The organism is Methyloligella sp. GL2, from assembly GCF_013341275.1.
In the GTDB taxonomy this organism is placed as follows: Bacteria; Pseudomonadota; Alphaproteobacteria; order Rhizobiales; family Methyloligellaceae; genus Methyloligella.
The window spans coordinates 1,857,289-1,883,554 of record NZ_CP054476.1 but is presented as its reverse complement, the minus strand read 5'-3'; the positions used below and the strand labels follow the sequence as shown (position 1 = coordinate 1,883,554).

At 62.8% G+C, this 26,266-nt stretch carries 23 protein-coding genes and 2 tRNA genes; all 25 read left to right on the top strand.

What is annotated here, in order from left to right; all coding sequences use genetic code 11:
• Positions 1 to 19 precede the first annotated feature (19 nt).
• The 25 genes from tig (at position 20) to HT051_RS08780 (ending at position 26,254) form a co-directional block, all read left to right on the top strand.
• Positions 20 to 1,408, top strand: a complete 1,389-nt coding sequence (tig, locus tag HT051_RS08900) for a trigger factor (RefSeq protein ID WP_174541705.1) — start codon at positions 20 to 22, stop codon at positions 1,406 to 1,408.
• 197 nt (positions 1,409 to 1,605) lie between these two features.
• On the top strand, positions 1,606 to 2,232 hold the full coding sequence (clpP, locus tag HT051_RS08895; protein ID WP_246810246.1) for an ATP-dependent Clp endopeptidase proteolytic subunit ClpP: 627 nt from the start codon (positions 1,606 to 1,608) through the stop codon (positions 2,230 to 2,232).
• A gap of 318 nt (positions 2,233 to 2,550) precedes the next feature.
• Complete coding sequence (clpX, locus tag HT051_RS08890) at positions 2,551 to 3,816, top strand: ATP-dependent Clp protease ATP-binding subunit ClpX (RefSeq protein ID WP_174541703.1); 1,266 nt, start codon at positions 2,551 to 2,553, stop codon at positions 3,814 to 3,816.
• 326 nt (positions 3,817 to 4,142) lie between these two features.
• The gene (gene lon / locus HT051_RS08885; RefSeq protein ID WP_174541702.1) at positions 4,143 to 6,578 is read left to right on the top strand and encodes an endopeptidase La; all 2,436 of its coding nucleotides are present in this window, start codon (positions 4,143 to 4,145) and stop codon (positions 6,576 to 6,578) included.
• A gap of 195 nt (positions 6,579 to 6,773) precedes the next feature.
• Positions 6,774 to 7,049 carry an HU family DNA-binding protein gene (locus HT051_RS08880; protein WP_174541701.1) on the top strand — a complete coding sequence of 92 codons (276 nt, stop codon included), beginning with the start codon at positions 6,774 to 6,776 and terminating at the stop codon, positions 7,047 to 7,049.
• 225 nt (positions 7,050 to 7,274) lie between these two features.
• A tRNA-Val gene (locus HT051_RS08875) sits at positions 7,275 to 7,350 on the top strand.
• Between the two features lie 110 nt (positions 7,351 to 7,460).
• Positions 7,461 to 7,703 (top strand): GIY-YIG nuclease family protein, encoded by a 243-nt coding sequence (locus HT051_RS08870; RefSeq protein ID WP_174541700.1) that lies wholly within the window; start codon positions 7,461 to 7,463, stop codon positions 7,701 to 7,703.
• 205 nt (positions 7,704 to 7,908) lie between these two features.
• Positions 7,909 to 7,985 (top strand) — tRNA-Asp (locus HT051_RS08865).
• A 202-nt stretch (positions 7,986 to 8,187) separates the two neighbouring features.
• Positions 8,188 to 8,553, top strand: a complete 366-nt coding sequence (locus HT051_RS08860) for an NADH-quinone oxidoreductase subunit A (protein ID WP_174541699.1) — start codon at positions 8,188 to 8,190, stop codon at positions 8,551 to 8,553.
• The gene (locus tag HT051_RS08855) at positions 8,544 to 9,119 is read left to right on the top strand and encodes an NADH-quinone oxidoreductase subunit B family protein (RefSeq protein ID WP_371740573.1); all 576 of its coding nucleotides are present in this window, start codon (positions 8,544 to 8,546) and stop codon (positions 9,117 to 9,119) included. The genes HT051_RS08860 and HT051_RS08855 overlap by 10 nt, the downstream gene beginning before the upstream one ends.
• An 8-nt stretch (positions 9,120 to 9,127) precedes the next feature.
• Entirely contained in the window at positions 9,128 to 9,754 is a 627-nt protein-coding gene (locus tag HT051_RS08850) for an NADH-quinone oxidoreductase subunit C (RefSeq protein ID WP_174541697.1), read from the top strand.
• A complete protein-coding gene (locus HT051_RS08845; RefSeq protein WP_174541696.1) occupies positions 9,755 to 10,198 on the top strand; it encodes a thioesterase family protein in 444 nt (147 codons plus the stop codon).
• Entirely contained in the window at positions 10,195 to 11,424 is a 1,230-nt protein-coding gene (locus HT051_RS08840) for an NADH-quinone oxidoreductase subunit D (protein WP_174541695.1), read from the top strand. The genes HT051_RS08845 and HT051_RS08840 overlap by 4 nt, the downstream gene beginning before the upstream one ends.
• 255 nt (positions 11,425 to 11,679) lie before the next feature.
• Positions 11,680 to 12,360 carry an NADH-quinone oxidoreductase subunit NuoE gene (nuoE, locus tag HT051_RS08835; protein ID WP_174541694.1) on the top strand — a complete coding sequence of 227 codons (681 nt, stop codon included), beginning with the start codon at positions 11,680 to 11,682 and terminating at the stop codon, positions 12,358 to 12,360.
• A complete protein-coding gene (nuoF, locus tag HT051_RS08830) occupies positions 12,360 to 13,661 on the top strand; it encodes an NADH-quinone oxidoreductase subunit NuoF (RefSeq protein ID WP_174541693.1) in 1,302 nt (433 codons plus the stop codon). The genes nuoE and nuoF overlap by 1 nt, the downstream gene beginning before the upstream one ends.
• Positions 13,662 to 13,807: 146 nt before the next feature.
• The gene (gene nuoG, locus HT051_RS08825; RefSeq protein WP_174542943.1) at positions 13,808 to 15,916 is read left to right on the top strand and encodes an NADH-quinone oxidoreductase subunit NuoG; all 2,109 of its coding nucleotides are present in this window, start codon (positions 13,808 to 13,810) and stop codon (positions 15,914 to 15,916) included.
• The gene (gene nuoH, locus HT051_RS08820) at positions 15,909 to 16,931 is read left to right on the top strand and encodes an NADH-quinone oxidoreductase subunit NuoH (protein ID WP_174541692.1); all 1,023 of its coding nucleotides are present in this window, start codon (positions 15,909 to 15,911) and stop codon (positions 16,929 to 16,931) included. The genes nuoG and nuoH overlap by 8 nt, the downstream gene beginning before the upstream one ends.
• Positions 16,932 to 17,028: 97 nt before the next feature.
• A complete protein-coding gene (nuoI, locus tag HT051_RS08815; RefSeq protein WP_371740607.1) occupies positions 17,029 to 17,451 on the top strand; it encodes an NADH-quinone oxidoreductase subunit NuoI in 423 nt (140 codons plus the stop codon).
• Positions 17,452 to 17,757: 306 nt separating this feature from the next.
• Entirely contained in the window at positions 17,758 to 18,363 is a 606-nt protein-coding gene (locus HT051_RS08810) for an NADH-quinone oxidoreductase subunit J (RefSeq protein ID WP_174541690.1), read from the top strand.
• A 139-nt stretch (positions 18,364 to 18,502) separates the two neighbouring features.
• Positions 18,503 to 18,811, top strand: coding sequence for an NADH-quinone oxidoreductase subunit NuoK (gene nuoK, locus HT051_RS08805; RefSeq protein WP_174541689.1), 309 nt, complete (start codon positions 18,503 to 18,505; stop codon positions 18,809 to 18,811).
• Between the two features lie 15 nt (positions 18,812 to 18,826).
• Positions 18,827 to 20,755 carry an NADH-quinone oxidoreductase subunit L gene (nuoL, locus tag HT051_RS08800; RefSeq protein ID WP_174541688.1) on the top strand — a complete coding sequence of 643 codons (1,929 nt, stop codon included), beginning with the start codon at positions 18,827 to 18,829 and terminating at the stop codon, positions 20,753 to 20,755.
• Complete coding sequence (locus tag HT051_RS08795) at positions 20,752 to 22,266, top strand: NADH-quinone oxidoreductase subunit M (RefSeq protein ID WP_174541687.1); 1,515 nt, start codon at positions 20,752 to 20,754, stop codon at positions 22,264 to 22,266. The genes nuoL and HT051_RS08795 overlap by 4 nt, the downstream gene beginning before the upstream one ends.
• A 12-nt stretch (positions 22,267 to 22,278) precedes the next feature.
• Entirely contained in the window at positions 22,279 to 23,706 is a 1,428-nt protein-coding gene (nuoN, locus tag HT051_RS08790) for an NADH-quinone oxidoreductase subunit NuoN (protein WP_174541686.1), read from the top strand.
• Entirely contained in the window at positions 23,706 to 24,488 is a 783-nt protein-coding gene (locus HT051_RS08785) for a biotin--[acetyl-CoA-carboxylase] ligase (RefSeq protein ID WP_174541685.1), read from the top strand. The genes nuoN and HT051_RS08785 overlap by 1 nt, the downstream gene beginning before the upstream one ends.
• A gap of 83 nt (positions 24,489 to 24,571) precedes the next feature.
• A complete protein-coding gene (locus HT051_RS08780; protein ID WP_174541684.1) occupies positions 24,572 to 26,254 on the top strand; it encodes a ribonuclease J in 1,683 nt (560 codons plus the stop codon).
• Positions 26,255 to 26,266: the final 12 nt, after the last annotated feature.

The window sequence follows — 26,266 nt, the reverse complement described above, 5'->3', positions numbered from 1 at the left end:
AGCGAATGGATCAGCCCGTATGAATGTCACCGAAACCAACAACGAAGGCCTTCGCCGCGAATTGAAGGTCGTCATCGGCGCCGATGAGTTGGAGCAGCGCCTGTCCGACCGTCTCGACCAGCTGAAGGGCCAGGTGCGTCTGAAGGGCTTCCGCCCCGGTCATGTGCCGAAAGACCACCTGCGCAAGGTCTATGGCCGCTCGGTCATGGCCGAGGTCGTGCAGCAGGCCGTCACCGAGGCCAGCCAGAAGGCGATTGCCGATCGCGAGGAGCAGCCGGCCTATCAGCCCAAGATCGAGCTGCCCGAGGACGAGGCCGAGATCAACAAGATCTTCGAAGGCGCCGCCGATCTCGCCTACACCATGTCCTTCGAGGTGATTCCCAATTTCGAGCCGATGGATTTCTCCAAGCTGAAGGTGGAGCGCATGGTCTCCGAGGTCAGCGACAAGGAGATCGAGGAGGCCATCGAGCGCCTCGCCAAGGCCAATCAGACCTATGCGCCGAAGGATGGCGCCGCGGCCGACGGCGATCAGGTCACCATCGACTTCGTCGGCAAGATCGACGGCGAGCCGTTCGAGGGCGGGGCTGCGGAAGGCGCGCCGCTGGTGCTGGGCAGCAACCGCTTCATCCCCGGTTTCGAGGAAGGCCTGATCGGCGCCAAGGCCGGCGACGAGAAGACTGTCGAGGTCACCTTCCCGGAGGATTATCCGGAAGCCAGCCTGGCCGGAAAGCCGGCCCAGTTCGATGTGAAGGTGAACGAGGTCGCAGCCCCCGCCGAGCCGACCCTGGACGACGAGTTCGCTAAGGGGCTGGGGCTGGAGAGCTTCAAGCAGCTGCAGGACATGGCCAAGCAGCGTCTGGAGCAGGATCGCAAGGAGGCCTCCCGCATGAAGCTGAAGCGGGCGATCCTCGACGAGCTCAACAAGGAGCACGATTTCGAGCTGCCGGCCCAGCTGGTGGATAACGAGTTCGACGCGATCTGGCAGCAGGTCACTCACGACATCGAGCATCACGGCAAGAGCTTCGAGGCCGAGGGCAAGACCGAAGAGGAAGCCAAGAAGGAGTATCGCGAGCTCGCCGAGCGCCGCGTGCGCCTAGGCCTGCTTCTCTCCGAGGTCGGCAGCCGCAACAAGGTCGAGGTCGGCGACGAAGAGGTGAACCAGGCGCTGATCGAGCGCGTCCGCCAGTTCCCGGGCCAGGAGCGCGAGGTGTTCGAGTATTACCGCAACAACCCGCAGGCCCTGAACGAGATCCGCGCGCCGCTCTACGAGGACAAGGTGATCGACTATATCGCCGAGCTCGCCACGGTCAGCGAGAAGAAGGTGACGCCAGAGGAGCTTTACGCCGATCTGGAAGGCGGCGAGAGCGAGCATCATCACCATGATCACGACCACGATCATGACCACTAAGGCGGCGGGCTAACGCTTTTGGGCTTCCCTGCTTGCGTCTGCCCTCCCATATAGTGTAGCGCCAAGACATCGGGCGGCGGGATGAGTCCTCACGCGATCCGCCGCTCACGAGCCATCTTGGCGAGACATCTCGAAGCGATCTCTCGAAGCGTCTTGCACCAAAGCTTTTAAGGATACCGATGAGCGACCTGCACGATATGCATATGAGCACCCTCGTTCCCATGGTCGTCGAGCAGACCAACCGCGGCGAACGGGCTTATGACATCTATTCGCGGCTCCTCAAGGAGCGCATCATCTTCGTCACCGGACCGATCGAAGACAATGTCGCCTCGCTCATCATTGCCCAGCTTCTCTTCCTGGAGGCCGAGAACCCCAAGAAAGAGATCTCGATGTACATCAACTCGCCGGGCGGCGTGGTGACCTCGGGCATGGCGATCTACGACACCATGCAGTTCATCCGTCCGCCGGTCGCGACACTTTGCATCGGCCAGGCCGCCTCCATGGGCTCGCTTCTTTTGGCCGCAGGCGAGGCCGGCATGCGCTATGCGCTGCCCAACGCCCGCGTCATGGTGCACCAGCCTTCCGGCGGTTTTCAGGGCACGGCGAGCGATATCGAGCGCCATGCCGAGGACATCCTGAAAATGAAGAAGCGTCTCAACGACGTTTACGTGAAGCACACGGGCCAGGATTACGAGACGGTTGAACGGACGCTCGACCGTGACTACTTCATGACGGCCGACGATGCGAAAAGCTTCGGCCTGATCGACGAGGTGATCACCGACCGTGAGATTCTCGAGGCCAAAGTCGACACGCCCGAGGAGTAGCCGCTTCAGACGCGGTATTCCGTCACAATAGGGCGTGGCTCCCGGGGCGGGAGCGGCATCGTTCGGCAAGCCGAAAAACCGGCAAATCATGGAAGAAAATCGGGCTTTTGCGAATCCCGCGTTGCGCGGCCTATAGCTCAAATGTCCGATTAATCAATCCTTGATCAGTGCAACCTACCATGATCAGATTGCTGTTATGGTGGGGGTTGCAGATCAATCTCCTTCCCAGAAATGGGGCTTTTTCAGGAGTATGATGCCGAATCGTTGCAGGCTGACCGATCCCGTCTGCCACACAGCAGCTAAGAACTGGATAGGCGAATGAGCAAGGTGAGCGGATCCGACTCTAAGAACACTCTTTACTGCTCCTTCTGCGGCAAGAGCCAGCATGAGGTGCGTAAGCTGATCGCTGGGCCGACGGTGTTTATCTGCGATGAATGCGTCGAGCTGTGCATGGACATCATCCGCGAGGAGAACAAATCCTCGCTGGTGAAATCCCGCGATGGCGTTCCCACCCCGATGGAAATCTGCGAGGTGCTGGACGACTATGTCATCGGCCAGGATTACGCCAAGCGCGTCCTGTCGGTCGCTGTGCACAACCACTACAAGCGGCTCAATCACTCCGGCAAGAACGGCGATGTCGAGCTGGCAAAATCCAACATCCTGCTGGTCGGGCCCACGGGCTGCGGCAAGACGCTGCTCGCCCAGACGCTCGCCCGCATCCTCGATGTGCCCTTCACCATGGCCGACGCCACGACCCTGACCGAGGCCGGCTATGTCGGTGAGGATGTCGAGAACATCATTCTGAAGCTGCTGCAGGCGGCCGACTATAATGTCGAGCGCGCCCAGCGCGGCATCGTCTATATCGACGAGGTCGACAAGATCAGCCGCAAGGCGGACAACCCCTCGATCACCCGCGACGTGTCGGGCGAGGGCGTTCAGCAGGCGCTTCTGAAGATCATGGAAGGCACGGTGGCCAGCGTCCCGCCCCAGGGCGGCCGCAAGCACCCGCAGCAGGAATTCCTGCAGGTCGACACCACCAACATCCTGTTCATCTGCGGCGGCGCCTTCGCCGGCCTGGAGAAGATCATCTCCAGCCGCGGCCGATCCACCTCGATCGGCTTCGGTGCCAAGGTCGGCAATGTCGACGAGCGCCGCACCGGTGACATCTTGAAGGAGGTCGAGCCCGAGGATCTGCTGAAATTTGGCCTGATCCCCGAGTTCATCGGCCGTGTTCCCGTCATTGCGACGCTGGACGACCTCGACGAGGACGCCCTGATCGAGATCCTGCGCGAGCCCAAGAATGCGCTCGTCCGGCAGTATCAGCGGCTGTTCGAGATGGAGGACATCCAGCTCTCCTTCGCCGACGAGGCATTGCGCACCGTTGCGCGCAAGGCCATCGAGCGGAAGACCGGTGCCCGTGGTTTGCGCTCCATTCTGGAGGGCATTCTGCTCGACACCATGTTCGAATTGCCGAGCATGCAAGGTGTCGAGGAGGTCGTCATCAGCCCCGAAGTGGTCGAGGGCAAGGCGAGGCCTCTGCGCATCTATTCCGAACGGCACGAGGAGCTGGGCACCAGCGCGTAAGCCTTTAGGCTTGCCCATGCTTGCGAATCCACCGCAACATGGGCGCTGACTTAATGGTATTGCGAGCTTGGATCGCGCCGGAAAGGCCCCGCAACCGATTGACTCAGAACAGGTTGCGGCGGCCGGACGGCCCTTGAATTTGGCCCGCTCGGTCGCCATCTAAGCTTGCCATGCCACCGAAGCCACAACTGAAATGGCTTCCAGGCGGGATCTTGGAATAACCGCCCAAAAACATCCGGTCCTTGGGGGAGGATCAAACCAGAGGCCGCAGGAGCCGGGAACGGCGCCCGCAGCCACAAAGCAGACGGACTGCGTAAAGGAACGCCATGACAGACGACACCAACAAACCAGAAACGGGCTCCGAAGTCCCGGAGGTCTATCCGGTCCTGCCGCTCCGGGACATCGTCGTCTTCCCCTATATGATCGTGCCGCTCTTCGTCGGGCGCGAGAAGTCCATTGCCGCCCTCGAGGAGGTGATGCGCTCCGACAAGCAGATTCTGCTTGCCGCGCAGAAGAACGCCAATGACGACGAGCCCGAGCATGACGGCATCTACCGCATGGGCACGCTCGCCTCTGTGCTGCAGCTGCTGAAGCTGCCCGATGGCACCGTCAAGGTGCTGGTCGAGGGCACCGTGCGCGCGTCCATCGAGGAGTTCACCGAGAACGACAATTACTTCGAGGCTCGCATCAGCCGCGTCCATGAGGAAATGGGCTCCGAAGAGGAGATCGAGGCGTTAGCGCGTTCGGTCATCTCCCAGTTCGACGGCTATGTGAAGCTGAACAAGAAGATCTCGCCCGAGGTCCTGGCAACGCTGAGCCAGATCGAGGATTACTCGAAGCTGGCCGACACCATCGCCTCGCATCTGGCCATCAAGATCGCCGAAAAGCAGCAGGTCTTGGAGATCACCTCGGTCTCCGAGCGGCTGGAGCGCGTCTTCACCCTGATGGAGAGCGAGATCTCCGTGCTCCAGGTGGAGAAGAAGATCCGCAGCCGCGTCAAGCGCCAGATGGAGAAGACGCAGCGCGAGTACTATCTGAACGAGCAGATGAAGGCGATCCAGAAGGAGCTCGGCGACGGCGACGAAGGCCGGGACGATCTGGCCGAGCTCGAGCAGAAGATCGAGAAGACCAAGCTGTCCAAGGAAGCGCGGGAGAAGGCCCTCGGCGAGCTGAAGAAGCTGCGCCAGATGAGCCCGATGTCGGCGGAAGCCACCGTCGTCCGCAACTACCTGGATTGGCTGCTGTCGATCCCGTGGGGCGTCAAGGGCAAGGTCAAGCGCGACCTGGACGAAGCCCAGGCGGTTCTGGACGAGGATCACTACGGTCTTGAGAAGGTCAAGGACCGCATCGTCGAGTATCTGGCGGTGCAGAACCGGACCAACACGCTGAAAGGCCCGATCCTGTGCCTGGTCGGCCCGCCCGGCGTCGGCAAGACCTCGCTCGGCCGCTCCATCGCCAAGGCGACGGGGCGCGAGTTCGTGCGCATGAGCCTTGGCGGCGTGCGCGACGAGGCCGAGATCCGCGGTCACCGCCGCACCTATATCGGCTCGATGCCCGGCAAGGTCATCCAGTCCATGCGGAAGGCGAAGAAGACCAACCCGCTCTTCCTGCTGGACGAGATCGACAAGATGGGCGCCGATTTCCGCGGCGATCCGGCATCGGCCTTGCTCGAGGTCCTGGATCCGGAGCAGAACAGCTCGTTCGCCGACCATTACCTGGAGGTCGATTACGACCTGTCCAACGTGATGTTCGTCACCACGGCGAATACGCTGAACATTCCGCCGGCCCTGATGGATCGTATGGAGATCATTCGCCTCGCCGGTTACACCGAGGAGGAGAAGCTCCAGATTTCGCGGCGCCATTTGATCCCCGCCCAGACCAAGGCGCACGGTCTGGAGGAGAATGAGTGGAGCATCACCCGCGATGCGCTGCTTGAGGTGATCCGCCGTTACACCCGCGAGGCGGGCGTGCGTAACCTCGAGCGGGAGCTGGCCAAGCTTGCCCGCAAGACGGTCAAGGAGCTGCTGACCTCCGACGTCAAGTCGATCGAGATCACCAAGGATAATCTCGAGGACTTCCTCGGCGTGCCGAAATACCGCTATGGCGAGGCGGAGCTGGAGGACCAGGTCGGCGTCGTCACCGGTCTGGCTTGGACCGAGGTCGGCGGCGAGATCCTGACCATCGAAGGCGTGATGATGCCGGGCAAGGGCAAGATGACCGTGACCGGCAACCTGCGCGATGTCATGAAGGAATCGATCCAGGCGGCGAACGCTTATGTGCGCAGCCGTTCGGTTCAGTTCGGCATCGAGCCGCCGCTGTTCGAGAGGCGGGACATCCACGTCCACGTGCCCGAGGGCGCAACGCCGAAGGACGGTCCGTCCGCCGGCGTCGCCATGGTCACCGCGATCGTCTCGCTGATGACCGGCATTCCGGTCCGCCGCGATGTCGCCATGACCGGCGAGATTACGCTGCGGGGCAGGGTGCTTCCCATCGGCGGCCTGAAGGAGAAGATGCTGGCGGCGCTTCGTGCCGGCATCAAGACCGTGGTCATTCCGGAGGAGAACACCAAGGATCTCACCGAAATTCCCGATGAGATCAAAAACAAGCTGGAGATCCTCCCGGTCTCGCGCATGGAGGAGGTGATCAAGATTGCCTTCGTCCGCGAGCCCAAACCGATCGAGTGGAGCGAGGACAGCGGTCAGGACGACAGCTCCGTGGTTACGGCGGCGAAGGAGACGACCACCGGCGTCACCGCGCACTGAGCTTTCGACCAGACTCAAATTGTCCAAAATTTGACGCGTTTTTATGGTCCGGCCAACGATGTTGGTCGGACCATTTTTGTTGATTTTACTGGGCTTTTAGGCCAGTCATTACGCTTTAGAGTGTGAATCGGTTACGCTTCCTCACGGCCCCGGGAAGCGCATCGGAACTTAGGGGCCGAACGAAAGGAAAGACCCATGAACAAGGCTGACCTCGTCGCCGAAGTGGCGAAGGATTCGGAGATCTCGAAGGAATCCGCCGAGAAGGCCGTCGACGCCACCTTCAAGACTATCGAGATGGCGCTCAAGAACGGCGATACGGTGCGTATCGTTGGGTTCGGCAACTTCCAGGTCGCCGATCGCAAGGCGTCCACGGGTCGGAATCCCCGTACGGGCGAGACCGTGCAAATCCCGGCATCGCGCGTACCGAAATTCCGCGCCGGCAAGGCTCTTAAAGAAGCCTGCAACAGCTAGTTTCTCGTCGGCGCCCGGCTCGTCCGGGCGCCGCGCCTTTTTCGGGACGCCACGATGCTTCGAGGAGTCCCGGCGCGAGGCCAGACAGTTCTGACGCCCATTTCGGCGTTGCCGATTTTCGGCATACCGGCCTCGCATATTTTATGAAAATTGCTAAAACCCTCGCGGGGACCGGCGCAAATCAGCTTTGCCGCCGTTCCCGCGACTGTTATCCCCAGCAAAAAGGGGCGGTTAGCTCAGTTGGTAGAGCGCCACGTTTACACCGTGGATGTCGGGAGTTCGAGCCTCTCACCGCCCACCACGCTTCGCCCTTTGGGCTATGCGTGGCGCAGCCACGATTAGACCATTAGGCCGAAGCAGTGCCCGGCATAACTTGAGCGAAGCGAAAGTGACGACGGGCAACGCTGGACCATGTGGTACGTCTACATCATCCGAAGCTCCGCTGCTCCCGAACAAGACTATATCGGTGCGACCTCTGACCTTCGCCGCCGATTAGCAGATCACAATGCGGGAAAATCGACCCACACAGCAAAATACATACCGTGGGAACTCATCTGGTATTGCGCGTTTAGCCATAAGCAGCGCGCGCTGGACTTTGAGAAATATCTCAAGTCCCATTCGGGACGCGCATTTACCGCCAAAAGGCTGACCTGAAGAGGTCTCATCCGTCGCCCTTTGGGCTACCCGTTGCGCAGCGCTTCGTCTTTTTGGGGACCTCTCAAGGTGCGGTTTTTCTTAACCGAATCGCACGAGAGTGCAGATATCTCATAAAGCTTCGCTTTGCTGTGTTGACTTGGGGAATCGGACGTCTTACACGCTGAGACCCCGCCGCGCGTTGAGCGCCGAAGCGGGGCGGCATGGGGGTGTAGCTCAGTTGGTTAGAGCGCCGGCCTGTCACGCCGGAGGCCGCGGGTTCGAGTCCCGTCACTCCCGCCACTTTCCCCATTTTTCCATTCCGAAACGCACCACCCGATTTTTCGGGTGAAAGCGCCGTGCAAGCCGCCACCTGCGACGCCCGGAGCCTTGCGCATCGACGCCCGGCTGGGGTAAGCCAGAAGGGTGGACTGACGAATGGCTTTTGCTGTCGGTCCAACCCCGTGCTGGGAGCGGGTTGAGAGATGGGGAGAAGGCAGAGCGTATGAACGAGCTGCTGTTAGAGTATTTGCCGTTGGTGATTTTCATCGGCATCGCCTTCGCAATCAGCGCGGTGCTGCTGATCGTTCCGTTCTTCATCGCCCCGCAGCATCCCGATCCGGAGAAGGTTTCCGCATATGAATGCGGCTTCGACGCCTTCGACGATGCGCGCATGAAATTCGACGTGCGATTCTATCTCGTTTCGCTGCTTTTCATCATCTTCGATCTGGAAGTCGCCTTCCTGTTCCCCTGGGCCGTCGCCTTCGACGATGTCGGCGCCTTCGGCTTCTGGGCGATGATGGTCTTCCTTGGCATCCTCACCATCGGCTTCATATATGAATGGCGGAAGGGAGCCTTGGAATGGGATTGAGCGACGAAGCGATTCTCGATCAGGCACGCAGCTCCGCCCGGCCGCGCAGCGCCAATGAGCTGCTGACGCCGCAGGTCTCCCGATTCGACGAATTCTCCGATCAGCTCGCCGATAAGGGCTTTCTGCTCACCACCGCCGACGATCTCATCAACTGGGCCCGCACCGGCTCGCTGATGTGGATGACCTTCGGTCTCGCCTGCTGCGCGGTGGAGATGATGCAGGCTTCCATGCCCCGCTACGACGTCGAGCGATTCGGTTTCGCGCCCCGCGGCAGCCCCCGGCAATCCGACGTGATGATCGTCGCCGGCACGCTGACCAACAAGATGGCGCCGGCCCTGCGCAAGGTCTACGACCAGATGCCCGAGCCGCGCTACGTCATCTCCATGGGCTCCTGCGCCAATGGCGGCGGCTATTATCACTATTCCTATTCGGTGGTGCGCGGCTGCGACCGCATCGTGCCCGTCGATATCTACGTCCCGGGCTGCCCGCCCACGGCGGAGGCGCTGGTTTACGGCATCCTCCTGCTGCAGAAAAAGATCCGGCGAACCGGAACCATCGAGCGCTAGTCCGACCTATGGCGAAATCACTGGAAGAGCTAGGCGGCTATATCTCAGATAGCCTCGGATCTTCGCTGAGCGGCTTCGCGGTCGCTCATGAAGAGCTCACCTTGGAGGCGGTCCGCGAGGATATCGTCAAGGTGCTGACCTTCCTGCGCGACGACCCGAAATGCCGCTTCGTCTGCTTCATCGATATTTGCGGCGCCGACTATCCGGAGCGCGAGCGCCGCTTCGACGTGGTCTATCATCTGCTCAGCCCGGAGATGAACACGCGCATCCGTATCCGCGTCACCACCGACGAGGAGACCCCGGTGCCGAGCACGGTCAGCGTCTATCCGGCGTCGGACTGGTTCGAGCGCGAGGCTTACGACCTCTACGGCATGCTGTTCTCCGGCCATCCGGATTTGCGCCGTTTGCTCACCGATTACGGCTTCCAGGGCCATCCCTTGCGCAAGGATTTCCCGCTCACCGGCTATGTCGAGGTGCGCTACGACGACGAGGCCAAGAAGGTGGTCTACGAGCCGGTGAAGCTGATGCAGGGCTTCCGCAATTTCGACTTCATGAGCCCGTGGGAAGGCATGGACGACGCCATTCCCGGCGACGAGAAGGCGGGACTTGCCGCCGAGAAGCGGGAGGATTCGTAAATGAAGTCCACCCTCGCGCCAGGCCTCAAGCAGCAATTCGCCTTCGAGGTGCCCGTCACCAAGACCGTGCCGCATCTTTATCCGGAAGCGCCGGAGTTCCAGGCAATGCCGGAAGTCTTCGCCACCGGCTTCATGGTCGGGCTGATGGAATGGACCTGCCTGAAGCTGCTGCAGCCGCATCTGGACGAAGGCGAGGGGAGCCTCGGCACCCATATCGACGTCTCCCACACCTCGGCCACGCCACCCGGGATGACTGTCACCGTCGATGCCGAGTGCCTTGAGGTGCGCGGTCCGCGGGTGAAATTCGCCGTCATCGCCCATGACGGGGTGCACGAGATCGGCAAGGGCCATCACGAGCGATTCGTCGTCTCCTGGGACCGCTTTCAGAAATCCATCGACGCCAAAGCCGCATCGGCCAAGCCGGCCGAGGGGGTGAACGCATGAGCATCGAGACCGAATTCCAGGCCGAGGACGCCGCCGACGAGAAGGCGAATACCGAGGACCGCAAATTCACCATCAATTTCGGTCCCCAGCATCCGGCCGCCCATGGCGTGCTGCGCCTGGTGCTGGAGCTCGACGGCGAGGTGGTGGAGCGCGTCGATCCGCATATCGGCCTCTTGCATCGCGGCACCGAGAAGCTGATCGAATACAAGACCTTCCTCCAGGCGCTGCCCTATTTCGACCGGCTCGACTATGTCGCGCCGATGAATCAGGAGCATGCCTACAGCCTGGCCGTGGAGAAGCTCGTCGGCGTCACCGTGCCGATCCGCGCCCAGCTGATCCGTGTGCTCTATTCGGAGATCGGCCGGCTCCTGTCGCATCTCCTCAACGTCACCACGCAAGCCATGGATGTCGGCGCGCTGACCCCGCCGCTCTGGGGCTTCGAGGAGCGCGAAAAGCTCATGGTGTTCTATGAGCGCGCATCGGGAAGCCGCATGCATGCGGCCTATGTCCGGCCCGGCGGCGTGCATCAGGATCTGCCGCCCAAGCTAGTCGACGATATCTACGCCTTCTGCGATCCCTTCTTGAAGGTGCTGGACGATATCGAAGGGCTCTTGACCGAGAACCGCATCTTCAAGCAGCGCAACGTCGATATCGGCATCGTCGATCTGAAGGATGCCTGGGCCTGGGGCTTCTCCGGCGTCATGGTGCGCGGCTCCGGCGCCGCCTGGGACCTGCGCAAATCCCAGCCTTACGAATGCTATGCCGACATGGATTTCGACATCCCCATCGGCAAGAACGGCGACTGCTACGACCGCTATCTCATCCGCATGGAGGAGATGCGCCAGTCGGTCAAAATCATGAAGCAGGCTTGCGAGCGGCTCTCCACCGAGATCGGTCCGGTGCTGGTGGAGAATCACAAGATGGTGCCGCCGCGCCGGGGCGAGATGAAGACCTCGATGGAAGCCCTGATTCACCACTTCAAGCTGTACACCGAGGGCTATCACGTCCCGAAAGGCGAGGTTTATGCCGCCGTCGAGGCGCCGAAAGGCGAATTCGGCGTCTACCTCGTCGCCGACGACAGCAACAAGCCGTATCGCTGCAAGATCAGGGCGCCGGGATTCGCCCATCTGCAGGCCATGGATTTTCTCTGCAAGGGCCACATGCTGGCCGACGTCTCCGCCATCCTCGGCTCCATCGACATCGTCTTCGGCGAGGTCGATCGGTGAACCGAGGAGAAGCGCGATATTTCGGCCTCTTGATTCAATGGCCCATGCAGGCAAGATTCGAAGTTGAGAGATGAGAATGCTGGGGGAGGGCAAGATGCGGGGAACCGCATCGGTTCGACCCTGTCTGTGGAGAGCTTCATTGTGGGCAACCATCGATTTTCGCTCGGAGGGCGTATCGCCCCTCCGGCGTCTATTGGTGGCCGCGCCCGGTGCAGGCTCGGTGCAGAGTAAGGCGAAGCAAAAGAAGACTGCCCGATGAGCGTCCGGCGCCTAACGACCGACCAACCGGAAGGCTTTGCCTTCAGCCCGGAGAATCTGACCTGGGCCGAGGCGACGCTGAAGAAATACCCCGAAGGCAAGCAGGCCTCTGGCGTGATTCCGCTGCTGTGGCGCGCCCAGGAGCAGATGGGCGGCTGGCTGCCCGAGCCGGCGATCCGCTACGTCGCCGACATGCTGGATATGGCCTATATCCGGGTCTACGAGGTCGCCACCTTCTACACGATGTTCAACCTCGCTCCCGTCGGGAAATACTTCGTGCAGCTTTGCGGCACCACGCCTTGCATGCTGCGCGGCTCCGACGAGCTGAAGAAGACCTGCCGCGAGATCATCGGCGAGCCCGGCCACGTCACCGAGGACGGCATGCTGTCCTGGATTGAGGTGGAGTGCTTAGGCGCCTGCTGCAACGCGCCGATGGTGCAGATCAACAAGGATTATTACGAGGATCTCGACGGCGAGAAGCTCGCCTTTATCCTCACCGAGCTGCGCGAGGGCCGCGAGGTCGTGCCCGGTCCCCAGAACGGCCGGCAATTCTCCGCGCCCCTCAGCGGCCCGAGCAGCCTGACCGATTCTGAGCTTTACGCCGCTTCGATCGAATCCTCGGCGATGGATCCGGCGCTGATGAATGCGAAAGCCGAAAAAGATGGGGAGGAGGGCTGATGCTCGCCGATAAGGACCGCATCTTTAAGAATCTCTACGGCCTGCACGATTGGGGGCTGAAGGGCGCCATGTCCCGAGGCTCCTGGGACGGCACCAAGGAGATCCTGGCGCGCGGCCATGAAGAGGTGATCGAGGAGGTCAAAAGCTCCGGCCTCCGCGGACGCGGCGGCGCCGGCTTCCCGACCGGGCTAAAATGGTCCTTCATGCCGAAGGAGTCCGACGGCCGCCCCAATTACCTGGTCATCAACGCCGACGAATCGGAGCCCGGCACCTGCAAGGACCGGGAGATCATGCGCCACGACCCGCATCTCCTGATTGAAGGGGCGATGATCGCTTCCTTCGCCATGCGGGCGCACACCGCCTACATCTATATCCGTGGCGAGTTCATCCGCGAGCGCGAGCGCCTGCAGGCCGCCATCGACCAGGCCTATGAGGCGAAGCTCATCGGCAAGGGCAACAAAAACGGCTGGGATTTCGATCTCTACCTGGCTCACGGCGCTGGCGCCTATATCTGCGGCGAGGAGACCGCGCTGCTGGAGAGCCTGGAAGGCAAGAAGGGCATGCCGCGGCTGAAGCCGCCATTCCCCGCCAATGTCGGCCTCTATGGCGCACCGACCACCGTCAACAATGTCGAATCCATCGCTGTGGTGCCGGACATCATGCGCCGCGGCGCGACCTGGTTCGCCGCACTCGGCAAGCCCAACAACACCGGCACCAAGCTGTTCTGCATCTCCGGCCATGTGAACGAGCCCTGCAATGTGGAAGAGGAGATGGGTGTTCCCTTGCGCGAGCTGATCGACAAGCATTGCGGCGGCGTGCGCGGCGGCTGGGACAATCTTCTCGCAGTGATTCCGGGCGGCTCCTCGGTGCCGTGCCTGCCGGCCGATCAGTGCAACGATCTCGACATGGATTTCGACACGCTGAAGGAGTTGCAGACGGGCCTCGGCACCGCGGCGGTGATCGTGATGGACAAATCCACCGACATCGTCCGCGCTATTGCCCGCATCTCCTATTTCTACAAGCACGAATCCTGCGGCCAGTGCACGCCCTGCCGCGAGGGCACGGGGTGGATGTGGCGCGTGCTGGAGCGCATGGCCGAAGGCAAGGCCGAGAAGCGCGAGATCGACATGCTGTTCGACGTCTCACGCCAAGTCGAAGGCCACACCATCTGCGCCCTGGGCGATGCCGCCGCCTGGCCGGTGCAAGGGCTGATTCGCCATTTCCGCCACGTCATCGAGGAGCGCATCGATCAATACGCAGCCAAGCCCATTCCGGCCTCGGTGCCGGTGGCGGCGGAGTAGGGCGATGATGATGGCCAGGAACTTTATGACGTCATCCTCGGGCGCGCGCAGCGCGACCCCGGGATCCAGAGCTGCAAACGCCACGCTCTCGACCCTGGATTGCCGGGTCAAGCCCGGCAATGACGACGAAACTGGAAGGCACGCCCATGCCTAAGCTGATCATCAACGGCGCCGAGATCGAGGTCCCCGACGGCATCACCCTGATCCAGGCCTGCGAGATGGCGGGCGTGGAGATCCCGCGCTTTTGCTATCACGAGCGCCTCTCCATCGCCGGCAATTGCCGCATGTGCCTGGTGCAGGTCGAAGGCATGCCGAAGCCGGTGGCCTCCTGCGCCATGGGCGTGAACGATCTGCGACCGGGGCGCGACGGTACCCCGCCGACCATCTACACCGACAACGAGGCGGTGAAGAAAGACCGCGAGGGCGTGCTGGAGTTCCTGCTGGTCAACCATCCGCTGGATTGCCCGATCTGCGATCAGGGCGGCGAATGCGACCTGCAGGATCAGACCATGGCCTACGGCTTCGATGCCGGCCGCTACGCCGACAACAAGCGCGCCGTGGAGGAGAAATATCTCGGGCCTCTGATCCAGACCTATATGACGCGCTGCATCCACTGCACCCGCTGCGTCCGCTTCATGACCGAGGTCGCCGGCGTCGAGGAGCTCGGCGCCATCGGCCGCGGCGAGGATATGGAGATCACCACCTATCTGGAGAAGGGCATGATGTCGGAGCTCTCCGGCAATGTGGTCGATCTCTGCCCGGTGGGCGCGCTGACCTCCAAGCCTTACGCCTTCGTCTCCCGGCCCTGGGAGCTGTCCAAGGTCGAATCCACCGATGTGATGGATGCGGTGGGAAGCGCCATCCGCGTCGATTCCCGCGATCGCGAGGTGCTGCGCATCCTGCCCCGCATCAACGATGCGGTGAACGAGGAGTGGATTTCCGACAAGACCCGCCATGTCTGGGACGGGCTCCGTACCCAGCGCCTGGACCAGCCCTATTTGCGCAAGCGCGGCAAGCTTCAGCCCGCCAGCTGGGACGAGGCCTTCGCCGCCATTGCCAAGAAGCTCGACGGGCTGGACGGCAAGCGTTTTGCCGCCATCGCCGGCGATCTCGCCGCCCTGGAAGAGGTCTATGCCCTGAAAGAGCTGACCGAGGCGCTCGGCTCGCCGCATATGGATTGCCGCCAGGACGGCGCCAAGCTCGACCCCAGCCTCGGCCGGGCCAGCTATCTGTTCAATTCCGCCATTGCCGGGATCGACGAGGCCGACGCCATCCTGCTGGTCGGCACCAATCCGCGCATCGAAGCGCCGATCATCAATGCCCGCATCCGCAAGCGCTATAAGTCCGGCGAAGGCCTGGTCCCCATCGGGGTGATCGGCGAAGAGGCCGATCTCACTTACCCGTATGAGTATCTCGGCGCAGGGCCGGAGACCTTGGGCCAGATCGCCGATGGCAGCCATGATTTCTCGAAAGCTCTGAAGAACGCCAAGAAGCCGCTGATCGTTATCGGCCAGGGCGCTCTGGCGCGGACCGAAGGGGCAGGGGTGCTGGCGCTTGCCGCCAAGGCCGCCGAGAAGATCGGCGCGCTCACCGACGATTGGAACGGCTTCAGCGTGCTGCACACCGCGGCTGCCCGCACCGGCGCCCTGGATCTCGGCTTCGTCCCGGGCAAGGGCGGCAAGGACGTCGGCGGCATCCTCAACGCCGCGGAGAAGGGCGATATCGAGGTGGTCTATCTCCTCGGCGCCGACGAGCTGGAAGTCGACCGCCTGGGCGAGGCCTTCGTCATCTATCAGGGCAGCCATGGCGACCGTGGTGCCCACCGCGCCGACGTGATCCTGCCCGGCGCCGCCTATACCGAGAAGGACGCCCTCTACGTCAACACCGAGGGCCGCCCGCAAGAAGGTATGCGCGCCATCTTCCCGCCCGGCTATGCCCGTGAGGATTGGACCATTATCCGCGCGCTGTCTGGCGTGCTGGGCAAGACCTTGCCCTTCGACAGCCAGAGCCAGCTTCGTGCCGCGATGTTCGCCGCGCATCCCCATCTTGCTATGCTCGGCCAGGTGAGCCCGGCCGGCACCGATGCGCTGCACAGCCTGGCTAAGACCGAAGGCAAGCTGAACAAGGCCCGGTTCCAGTCGCCGATCGCCGATTTCTATCTCACCAACCCCATCGCACGGGCGAGCGCCATCATGGCCAATTTGAGCGCTCTGCATGCGGGCGCCGACCCAGGAGCGACCGGTACCGATGGCTGATTTCTGGCAGCAATACGGCATTCCGTTCGCGCTGATCGTGGTGCAGAGCGTGGCGCTGATCGTCATCCTTCTGGTGATGATCGCCTTCCTGCTCTATGCCGACCGCAAGGTCTGGGCGGCGGTACAGATGCGCCGCGGACCCAACGTGGTCGGCCCGTTCGGCCTGTGGCAGTCCTTCGCCGATCTTCTGAAATTCGTGTTCAAGGAGCCGATCATTCCGGCCGGCTCCAATAAGGGGCTGTTCCTGCTCGCTCCGCTGGTCACCGCAGGGCTGGCGCTCTCCGCCTGGGCCGTGATCCCGGTGAACGAGGGCTGGGCCGTCGCCAATCTCAATGTTGGCATTCTCTTCGTCTTCGCCGTCTCCTCCCTCGAGGTCTACGGCGTGATCATGGCCGGCTGGGCGTCGAACTCGAAATACGCCTTTCTCTCGGCGCTGCGCTCCGCCGCGCAGATGGTGTCCTACGAGGTCTCCATCGGCTTCGTCATCGTCACCGTGCTGCTTTGCGCCGGCAGCCTGAACCTCTCCGACATCGTGCTTTCGCAGCAAAGCCCTTACGGCCTGTTCGGCTGGTATTGGCTGCCGCTCTTGCCGATGTTCGTGATCTTCTTCATCTCGGCCCTGGCCGAAACCAACCGGCCGCCCTTCGACCTCCTGGAGGCCGAATCGGAACTCGTCGCCGGCTTCATGGTGGAATATTCCTCCACCCCGTATCTGCTCTTCATGCTCGGCGAATACGTCGCCATCGTCATGCTTTGCGGCCTCGGCACCGTGCTGTTCCTCGGCGGCTGGCTGGCCCCGTTCCCGGTGGCGCCCTTCACCTGGATTCCCGGCGTGATATGGTTCGTGCTGAAGGTCTGCTTCCTGTTCTTCCTCGTCGCCATGGTGAAGGCGATGGTGCCGCGCTACCGCTACGATCAGCTGATGCGGCTCGGGTGGAAGATCTTCCTGCCGCTTTCTCTGGCAATGGTCGTCATCGTGGCCGCCGTCCTGCAATTCTGGGGGACCGGCTCATGAGCGCCGCCATCCGACAAGGAGCCTGCCTGTGAAGCGCTTGCTGAAAGCCGCCAAGGGCCTGTTGCTGCTGGAGTTCATCTCGGCCTTCTGGCTCGCCATGCGCTATTTCGTGTCGCCGAAGCCGACCCTGAACTATCCGTTCGAGAAGGGGCCGCTTTCCCCGCGCTTCCGCGGCGAGCATGCCTTGCGCCGCTATCCCAATGGCGAGGAGCGCTGCATCGCCTGCAAGCTTTGCGAGGCGATCTGCCCGGCCCAGGCCATCACCATCGAGGCGGGGCCGCGCCGCAATGACGGCACGCGCCGCACCACCCGCTACGATATCGACATGGTGAAATGCATCTATTGCGGCTTCTGCCAGGAAGCCTGCCCGGTCGACGCCATCGTCGAAGGACCGAATTTCGAATTCGCGACCGAAACCCGCGAAGAACTCTACTACGACAAGGCGCGGCTCCTCGCCAATGGCGACCGCTGGGAGCGGGAGATCGCGCAGAACATTGCTTTAGATGCGCCCTACCGGTAAGCCGCATCAATTGGGGGAAGGTTTGTACGCTTCGCAAACACAGACACGCTTGGAGCCGCTGATGAAGAGTCGGCTGGCTGCGTTTGCGCGTCGACGTTTTGAGACCCCCACCCTAACCCTCCCCCTTCTAGGGGGAGGGGATAGCTCCGGGCTATCGGCTCTCTCTCCCTCCCCCTGCAAGGGGGAGGGCCGGGGAGGGGGTCGGATGCAAATACCGGCTTTGGCGCCCAAGGCAGTCCGCACTGCAGACCGACTGATTAAAAGTCGGTTGCTCGGCGGATTGCACTTTGCGATGGCGGACCGCTCATGATCTCGGCGTTGTTCTTCTATCTCTTCGCCGCGGTGCTGATCGGCTCGGCCTTCATGGTCATCACCGTGCGCAATCCCGTGCACGCGGTGCTGTTCCTGATTCTGGCCTTCTTCAACGCCGCCGGGCTGTTCGTGCTGCTCAGCGCCGAGTTCCTCGCCATGATCCTCGTCGTGGTCTATGTCGGCGCGGTGATGGTGCTGTTCCTCTTCGTGGTGATGATGCTCGATGTCGATTTCGCCGAGCTGAAGGCCGGGTTCCTGCGCTATCTGCCCGTCGGCGTCGCCGTCGGCGCCATCATGGCTCTGGAGCTGATCTTCGTCGTCACCGCCTGGATCACCGCGCCGGAAACCATCGCAACCGTGCCGGCGCAAGCAGAAGACGTCACCAACACCCTGGCGCTGGGCCGTATTCTCTATACCGACTACGTCTATCTGTTCGAGGCCGCCTCGCTGATTCTGCTGGTCGCCATGATCGGCGCCATCGTGCTCACATTGCATCACAAGGAAGGCGTGCGCCGGCAGAAGCCGGCCGATCAGGTGGCGCGCGATCCGAAGAAGGCGATCGAAGTGGTCAAAGTCCAATCGGGGAGGGGGCTCTCATGATGCAGGCCACTGATTTGACCCCCACCCTAACCCTCCCCCTTCTAGGGGGAGGGAATTCCGGGCTATCGGCTCTCTCTCCCTCCCCCTGCAAGGGGGAGGGCCGGGGAGGGGGTCGGCTTACCGCATGGGAGGTACTCTCATGACCATCGGTCTCTCCCATTATCTGACCGTCGCGGCGATCCTGTTCACCCTCGGCATCGTTGGCATCTTCCTCAATCGGAAGAACATCATCGTCATTCTGATGTCGGTGGAGCTCATTCTGCTTGCGGTGAACATCAACCTGGTCGCCTTCTCGTCCTTCCTGGGCAATCTGATCGGCCAGGTCTTCGCGCTGATCGTGCTCACCGTGGCTGCGGCGGAAGCGGCCATTGGCTTGGCCATCGTCGTCGTCTATTTCCGCAACCGCGGCACCATCGACGTCGCCGACATCCATTCGATGAAAGGCTAGGGGGACAGCTTAGAGATGTACGAGGCGATCCTCTTCCTGCCGCTTGCCGGCGCAATCTTCGCGGGCTTCTTCGGCCGCCTCGTGGGCTACCGCGCCTGCGAGGTCGTAACCACCACCTTTATGATGGTCGCCTGTGCGCTGTCCTGGATCGCCTTCTATTACGTCACCGTGCAGGGCCAGGATGTGCGCATCGAGCTGTTCACCTGGATCCAGTCCGGCGAGCTCACCTCATCCTGGGATATCCGCGTCGACACGCTGACCGCCGTCATGCTGGTGGTGGTCAACACGGTCTCGGCCCTCGTCCACCTCTATTCGGTGGGCTATATGGACCACGACCCCCACAAGCAGCGCTTCTTCGCCTATCTGTCGCTGTTCACCTTCGCCATGCTGACGCTGGTGACCTCCGATAATCTGCTGCAGCTCTTCTTCGGCTGGGAGGGCGTGGGTCTCGCTTCCTATCTGCTGATCGGCTTCTGGTACGAGAAGCCAAGCGCCTGCGCCGCCGCCATCAAGGCCTTCGTGGTCAACCGCGTCGGCGATTTCGGCTTCGCGCTCGGCATCTTCGCCACCTTCACCCTGTTCGGCACCATCCAATACGACCCGATCTTTGCCGCGGCGCCCGACAAGGTCGGCAGCACCATGGAATTCCTCGGCATGCAGGTCGATGCGCTGACGCTGATCTGCCTGCTGCTGTTCATGGGCGCCATGGGCAAGTCGGCCCAGTTCCTGCTGCATACCTGGCTGCCAGACGCCATGGAGGGCCCGACCCCGGTCTCCGCCCTGATCCATGCCGCGACCATGGTCACCGCCGGTGTCTTCATGGTGGCGCGGTTCTCGCCGGTCTTCGAGCACTCGCCCTTCGCGCTGGAGGTCGTCACCTTCATTGGCGCCACCACGGCCTTCTTCGCCGCGACCGTCGCTCTGGTGCAGACCGACATCAAGCGGGTGATCGCCTATTCCACCTGCTCGCAGCTCGGCTACATGTTCACCGCGCTCGGCATCGGCGCGTTCAATGCCGGCGTGTTCCACCTCTTCACCCATGCCTTCTTCAAGGCGCTGCTGTTCCTCGGCGCCGGCGCCGTTATCCACGCCGTGCATGACGAGCAGGATATGCGCCGCATGGGCGGCCTGCGCGCCAAGATGCCGTTCACCTGGGCGATGATGCTGGTCGGCACCCTGGCCCTGACCGGCTTCCCCTTCACCTCCGGCTACGTCTCCAAGGACGCCATCATCGAGGGCGCCTGGCTCGCCCATGGCTCCATGGCCATGTACGGCTATGTCATGACGCTGCTCGCCGCGGCGCTGACCTCGTTCTATTCCTGGCGGCTGATGTTCCTCACCTTCGAGGGCCGCAATCGCGGACCGAAGGACGTCTACGAGCACGCCCACGATGCGCCCATGGTGATGGCGATCCCGCTCGCCGTGCTTGCCATCGGCTCGCTGCTCGCCGGCGCCTATTTCATGCACGACTTCATCGGCATCGACGTGCACAGCTTCTGGCGTAACGCCATCTTCCTGCCCGAGCATACCGGGCATCACGAGGTCTCCTGGCTGGTCTTCCTGTCGCCGAGCATCGTGATGTTCGCAGGGCTCGCTGTCGCCTGGTACTTCTACATGGTGAAGCCGCTGATCCCGTTCGGCCTCTCCAAGCGTTTCCGCGGCGCCTACCAGTTCCTGCTCAACGCCTGGTACTTCGATGCGCTGTATGACCGGATCTTCGTCCGTCCGGCCAAATGGCTCGCCTACAAGCTCTGGAAGGTGGGCGACGGCAAGATCATCGACGGGATCGGGCCGGACGGCGTCTCGGCCCGCGTGATCGACATCACCAACCGCGTGGTGAAGATCCAGACCGGCTATATCTACCACTACGCATTCGTGATGCTGATCGGCGTGGCCATCCTGATTACCTACTTCATGTTCACCGGGGGAGGGCTGCCGCGATGAGCTATAGCTGGCCGATCCTCTCCACCGTCACCTTCCTGCCGATCCTCGGCGCGCTGCTGATCGCGCTGCTGCGCACCGACGATGCCAGCGCCCAGCGCAATGCCCGCTGGATCGCGCTGTGGACCACGGTGATTACCTTCGCCATCTCGCTGCTGATCTGGCGCGATTTCGATCCCACCACCGCCGATTTCCAATTCGTCGAGAAGCGCGAATGGCTCGGTGCCATCACTTTCCATATGGGCGTCGACGGCATCTCCATGCCCTTCGTCGTGCTCACCACCTTCCTGATGCCGCTCTGCATCCTGGCGAGCTGGATCTCGGTGAAGGTGCGGGTGAAGGAATACATGATCGCCTTCCTGGTGCTGGAGACGCTGATGATCGGCGTGTTCTCGGCTCTGGATCTGGTGCTGTTCTACCTGTTCTTCGAAGGCGGGCTGATCCCGATGTTCCTGATCATCGGCATCTGGGGCGGGCCGCGGCGCATCTATGCCAGCTTCAAGTTCTTCCTCTATACGCTGGCCGGCTCACTGCTCATGCTGCTCGCCATCATGGCGATGTATTGGGACGCCGGCACCACCGACATCCCGACTCTGCTGGCGCATGACTTCCCGGCCTCGATGCAAGGCTGGCTCTGGTTCGCCTTCCTCGCCTCCTTCGCGGTGAAGATGCCGATGTGGCCGGTGCATACCTGGCTGCCCGACGCCCATGTCGAGGCGCCGACCGCGGGCTCGGTGATTCTGGCAGGTATTCTCCTGAAGATGGGCGGCTACGGCTTCTTGCGCTTCTCGCTGCCGATGTTCCCGCTGGCAAGCGCCGATTTCGCGCCGCTGATCTATGCCCTCTCGGTGATCGCCATCATCTACACATCGCTGGTGGCCCTGGCCCAGGAGGACATGAAGAAGCTGATCGCCTATTCCTCCGTCGCCCATATGGGCTTCGTCACCATGGGCCTGTTCACCGTCACCATGCAGGGGCTGCAAGGCGGCATCTTCCAGATGCTGTCCCACGGCATCGTCTCCGCCGCGCTGTTCCTCTGCGTCGGCGTGATCTACGACCGCATGCACACCCGCGAGATCGCCGCTTACGGCGGCCTGGTGGCGCGCATGCCGATCTACGCCTTCTGCTTCATGCTGTTCACCATGGCCAATGTCGGCTTGCCCGGCACGTCCGGCTTCATCGGCGAATTTCTCGCCCTGCTGGGCAGCTTCGAGGTCAACACCTGGGTGGCCTTCTTCGCCGCCTTCGGCCTGATCCTCTCGGCCTGCTATGCGCTGTGGCTCTACCGCCGGGTGGTGTTCGGCAAGCTAGAGAAGCCGAGCCTTGCGGCGATCCAGGATATGAACTGGCGCGAGATCGCGATCATGGCGCCGCTGATCCTGCTCACCATCTTCTTCGGCTTCTATCCCAAGCCGATCCTCGATCTCAGCACCGTCTCGGTGACGGCGCTGATGGATCAGTATCATTCCGCGCTGGCGGCGGCCGACCAGGCCCGCTACGCCCTGGTGCCGTAGGAGTTCGCCCCCGTGTCGTCCGCCGATTTTCTCACCATTCTGCCGGAGCTGATCCTGCCCGTCGGCGCGCTGGCGCTGCTGATGGTCGGCGTGCTTGTGCGGCGCGATTCCGGCATGCTGGTGCTGGGTCTGTCGATCGTCGTGCTGGTGATCGCCGGCTTCTATGTGGCCATGGGGCAGGGCACCGAGACCGCCTTCAACGGCGCCTTCATCGCCGATCCCTTCGCCCGCATGATGAAGATCATGACGCTGATCGGCTCCGGCGTGACCCTTTATATGTCGGCCGAGTATTGGCACCGTTCGGGCACGCTGAAATTCGAATTCCCCGTGCTGGTGCTGCTCGCCACCACCGGCATGATGCTGATGATCTCCGCCAATGATCTGATCATCCTCTATGTCGGCTTGGAGCTGCAGAGCCTGGCGCTCTATGTGGTCGCCGCCTTCCAGCGCGATTCGGTGAAATCCAGCGAGGCGGGGCTCAAATATTTCGTCCTCGGCGCGCTGTCCTCCGGCATGCTGCTCTATGGCGCCTCGCTGATCTACGGCTTCACCGGCTCGACCGGCTTCTCCGAGATCGCCACGGCGCTCAGCGGCACCCAAGCGAGCCTCGGCGTCATCTTCGGCCTGGTCTTCCTGCTGACGGGCTTCGCCTTCAAGATTTCCGCTGTGCCCTTCCATATGTGGACGCCGGACGTCTATGAAGGCGCGCCGACCCCGGTGACGGCATTTTTCGCCGCCGCGCCCAAGCTCGCCGCCATGGCGCTGTTCACCCGCACCATCTTCTCCGCCTTTCCGGGCATCGCGCCGGAATGGCAGCAGATCATCGTCTTCCTCGCCATCGCCTCCATGGCGCTCGGCTCCTTCGCCGCTATCGGCCAGACCAATATCAAGCGCCTGATGGCCTATAGCTCCATCGGCCATATGGGCTATGCGCTGGTCGGGCTTGCCGCTGGCACGGAGGAGGGCGTCACCGGCCTCATTGTCTATCTGGCGGTCTATCTGGTGATGACGCTGGGCTCCTTCGCCTTCATCATGGCGATGCGCCGCGACGGCCAGAAGATCGAGCGCATCGACCAGCTCTCCGGCCTCTCCCAGACCAACCCGCTGATGGCCTTCATGTTCGGCGTGCTGTTGTTCTCGCTGGCCGGCATTCCGCCGCTCGCCGGCTTCTTCGCCAAGTTCTACGTCTTCCTCGCCGCCATCAATGCCGGGCTCTATGCGCTCTCGGTCATCGGCGTGCTGCTCTCCGTGGTCGGCGCGTTCTACTATCTGCGTATCGTCAAGATCATGTATTTCGACGATCCGGCCGAGAGCTTCGATCCCATGCCCCGGTCCCTGGCCGCGGTGCTGACGGTAAGCGGGCTGATGATCTTGCTGTTCTTCCTCTATCCGGCCCCGCTGGTCGCCATCGCCGGGGCAAGCGCCCAGTCGCTGTTCTGATGGCCGCAAGCCCGGTCTCCGAACCCAAGCTGCCCCCGGGCTTTCGCCTGCTTCGCCTCGAATCCGTCGATTCCACCAATGCCGAAGCCAAGCGCCGCGCCAAGGCCGGCGAGAAGGGGCCGCTCTGGATCTGGTCCTTGCGCCAATCGGCGGGGCGCGGCCGCCAGGGCAGGGAATGGCAATCCGCCCCCGGCAATCTCTTCGCCAGCCTGCTGCTTACCATCGAAGGGCCGCTCGGGGTGGCAAGCCAGCTCTCGCTGCTGGCCGGCATTGCCGCCTACGACGCCGTCGCCGAGCTGATGGGCGATCCGGGAAAACCCGACGGTCTGGTGCTGAAATGGCCCAACGACGTGATGCTGGAGCATATGAAGCTCGGCGGCATCCTGATCGAGAGCGTCGGCGCGCCGGCCGATAACCGCTCCACCGTGGTGATCGGCACCGGGCTGAACCTGGCCTCCTATCCCGATCATATTCCCCAGCCCGCCACCAGCCTTGCCGCGCAAGGCATCGGCGCCGATCCGGGCCACGCCTTGCAGGCGCTCGCCGCCCATACCGCGCGCTGGCTCTCCCGCTGGGACGAGGGAGCCTCGTTTCAGGCCATCCGCCGCGCCTGGCTGGAGCGGTCTGCGCCGCCCGGCACGCCGCTGCAGGTGAAGCTGCCGCAGGAAACCTTAGAAGGGGTTTTTGCTGGCCTCGATGCGGGCGGTGCCCTACGCCTCAAGACCAAGGACGGAGACGAGCGACGGCTCACCGCCGGCGACGTCTTCTTCCCAAGCGCATAAAAGCGCATTACAACCGGCCGCATTGTCACATTCGCGCCGTTGTGCCACTCCGAACGGCGTTCATTTTCAAGTAAAAGTTCTTCATGGCTTCACGTAAATCCCGCCAAGAGACCGATTTCGTGTTCGCCGCGCTCGGCGGCATCGGCGAGATCGGCATGAACCTTTATCTTTATGGTTTCGGTCCGGAAGAAGACCGCGACTGGCTGATGATCGATCTCGGCATCACCTTTCCGACCGAGGTCGAGCCCGGCGTCGACGTCATCCTTCCCGATGTCGGCTTCCTCGAGGAAGAGCGCCGCAATATCGCCGGGCTGCTGCTCACCCACGCCCATGAGGACCATTACGGCGCCATCGTCGATCTATGGCCGCGCCTGCAGGTGCCGATCTACGCCACGCCTTTCACTGCCGAGATGCTGAAAGCCAAGCTGAAGGAGACCGGCTTCGCCGACGACGTGCCGATCCACGTCATTCCGGTGGGCGGAACGCGCAAGATCGGCCCGTTCGAGATCGAGCTGGTGGCCATGTCCCACTCGATCCCGGAACCGTCCGCGGTGCTGATCCGCTCGCCGCTCGGCAATGCGCTGCATACCGGCGACTGGAAACTGGACGAGACGCCGCTCACCTCGGCAGCGACCGACGAGCCGCGCTTGCGCAATATCGGCGATGCCGGGCTGGATGCGCTGATCTGCGATTCCACCAATGCCATGCGCGAGGGCATCTCGCCCTCGGAGGCCGATGTCGCCCAGCATCTGGCACGGCTGATTCGCGAAGCCCCGCGCCGCGTGGCGGTCACCACTTTTGCCTCCAACGTCGCCCGCATCATCTCCGTCGCCAAGGCGACGCGCGATGCCGGCCGCGTGCTGGTGGTGGCGGGCCGTGCCATGTACCGCGTGATCGAGGCGGCGCAGGAGACCGGCTATCTGGACAAGGATTTCCGCTTCGTGCCGGATACGGAATTCTCCTCCCTGCCGCCCTCCAAGATCGTGGCGCTGTGCACCGGCAGCCAAGGCGAGCCCCGCGCCGCCATGGCGCGCATCGCGCAAGAATCCCATCCCAATATCAGCCTGGATGCCGGCGACCACGTGATCTTCTCTTCTCGCACCATTCCCGGCAATGAGCGGGCGGTCTCCCGGGTGCAGAACAGCCTGTCGGACCGGGCCATCGAGGTGATCACCGACCAGGATCACTTGGTGCACGTCTCCGGCCATCCGCGCCGCGGCGAGCTGAAACAGCTCTATAGCTGGGTGAAGCCGAAGCTCTCCATCCCGATGCACGGCGAGGGGCGCCATCTGGAGGCCCATGCCGAATTCGCCGAGGAGATGGGCGTGCCCCAGGTCTTGCGCATCCGCAATGGCGACCTGGTGCGCCTGGCCCCCGGCGAGCCGCGCATCATCGACGAGCTTCCCTGCGGCCGGCTCTATCGCGACGGCAGCGTCGTCGTCTCCGAGGAGGGGAGCCATGTCCGCGACCGCCGCAAGCTGAGCTTCGTCGGCACCGTGGCGCTTTCCGTGGTTCTCTCCGACAAGGGCACGCTGGTGGCCGAGCCGGAGGCCGCAGTGATCGGCCTTGCCGAGGAGACCGCAGAAGGCGAACCCGTCGAGGATCTGGTGATCGATGCCGCCATCGGCGCGCTGGAAAGCATCCCGCGGCCCAGGCGCAAAGACGCCAAGATGGTGGCCGATGCGCTCCGCCGGGCGATCCGCGCCGCGGTCAACCAGAAGCTCGGCAAGAAGCCGGTCTGCTCGGTGCTGGTGACGCGGCTCTGAGAACTTCAGGCG

What these genes read in the sequence shown, in the direction of transcription:
- tig (WP_174541705.1), top strand. Translation starts at nt 20, where the DNA reads ATGAATGTCACCGAAACCAACAACGAAGGCCTTCGCCGCGAATTGAAG.
- clpP (WP_246810246.1), top strand. Translation starts at nt 1,606, where the DNA reads ATGCATATGAGCACCCTCGTTCCCATGGTCGTCGAGCAGACCAACCGC.
- clpX (WP_174541703.1), top strand. Translation starts at nt 2,551, where the DNA reads ATGAGCAAGGTGAGCGGATCCGACTCTAAGAACACTCTTTACTGCTCC.
- lon (WP_174541702.1), top strand. Translation starts at nt 4,143, where the DNA reads ATGACAGACGACACCAACAAACCAGAAACGGGCTCCGAAGTCCCGGAG.
- HT051_RS08880 (WP_174541701.1), top strand. Translation starts at nt 6,774, where the DNA reads ATGAACAAGGCTGACCTCGTCGCCGAAGTGGCGAAGGATTCGGAGATC.
- HT051_RS08870 (WP_174541700.1), top strand. Translation starts at nt 7,461, where the DNA reads ATGTGGTACGTCTACATCATCCGAAGCTCCGCTGCTCCCGAACAAGAC.
- HT051_RS08860 (WP_174541699.1), top strand. Translation starts at nt 8,188, where the DNA reads ATGAACGAGCTGCTGTTAGAGTATTTGCCGTTGGTGATTTTCATCGGC.
- HT051_RS08855 (WP_371740573.1), top strand. Translation starts at nt 8,544, where the DNA reads ATGGGATTGAGCGACGAAGCGATTCTCGATCAGGCACGCAGCTCCGCC.
- HT051_RS08850 (WP_174541697.1), top strand. Translation starts at nt 9,128, where the DNA reads ATGGCGAAATCACTGGAAGAGCTAGGCGGCTATATCTCAGATAGCCTC.
- HT051_RS08845 (WP_174541696.1), top strand. Translation starts at nt 9,755, where the DNA reads ATGAAGTCCACCCTCGCGCCAGGCCTCAAGCAGCAATTCGCCTTCGAG.
- HT051_RS08840 (WP_174541695.1), top strand. Translation starts at nt 10,195, where the DNA reads ATGAGCATCGAGACCGAATTCCAGGCCGAGGACGCCGCCGACGAGAAG.
- nuoE (WP_174541694.1), top strand. Translation starts at nt 11,680, where the DNA reads ATGAGCGTCCGGCGCCTAACGACCGACCAACCGGAAGGCTTTGCCTTC.
- nuoF (WP_174541693.1), top strand. Translation starts at nt 12,360, where the DNA reads ATGCTCGCCGATAAGGACCGCATCTTTAAGAATCTCTACGGCCTGCAC.
- nuoG (WP_174542943.1), top strand. Translation starts at nt 13,808, where the DNA reads ATGCCTAAGCTGATCATCAACGGCGCCGAGATCGAGGTCCCCGACGGC.
- nuoH (WP_174541692.1), top strand. Translation starts at nt 15,909, where the DNA reads ATGGCTGATTTCTGGCAGCAATACGGCATTCCGTTCGCGCTGATCGTG.
- nuoI (WP_371740607.1), top strand. Translation starts at nt 17,029, where the DNA reads ATGCGCTATTTCGTGTCGCCGAAGCCGACCCTGAACTATCCGTTCGAG.
- HT051_RS08810 (WP_174541690.1), top strand. Translation starts at nt 17,758, where the DNA reads ATGATCTCGGCGTTGTTCTTCTATCTCTTCGCCGCGGTGCTGATCGGC.
- nuoK (WP_174541689.1), top strand. Translation starts at nt 18,503, where the DNA reads ATGACCATCGGTCTCTCCCATTATCTGACCGTCGCGGCGATCCTGTTC.
- nuoL (WP_174541688.1), top strand. Translation starts at nt 18,827, where the DNA reads ATGTACGAGGCGATCCTCTTCCTGCCGCTTGCCGGCGCAATCTTCGCG.
- HT051_RS08795 (WP_174541687.1), top strand. Translation starts at nt 20,752, where the DNA reads ATGAGCTATAGCTGGCCGATCCTCTCCACCGTCACCTTCCTGCCGATC.
- HT051_RS08785 (WP_174541685.1), top strand. Translation starts at nt 23,706, where the DNA reads ATGGCCGCAAGCCCGGTCTCCGAACCCAAGCTGCCCCCGGGCTTTCGC.
- HT051_RS08780 (WP_174541684.1), top strand. Translation starts at nt 24,572, where the DNA reads ATGGCTTCACGTAAATCCCGCCAAGAGACCGATTTCGTGTTCGCCGCG.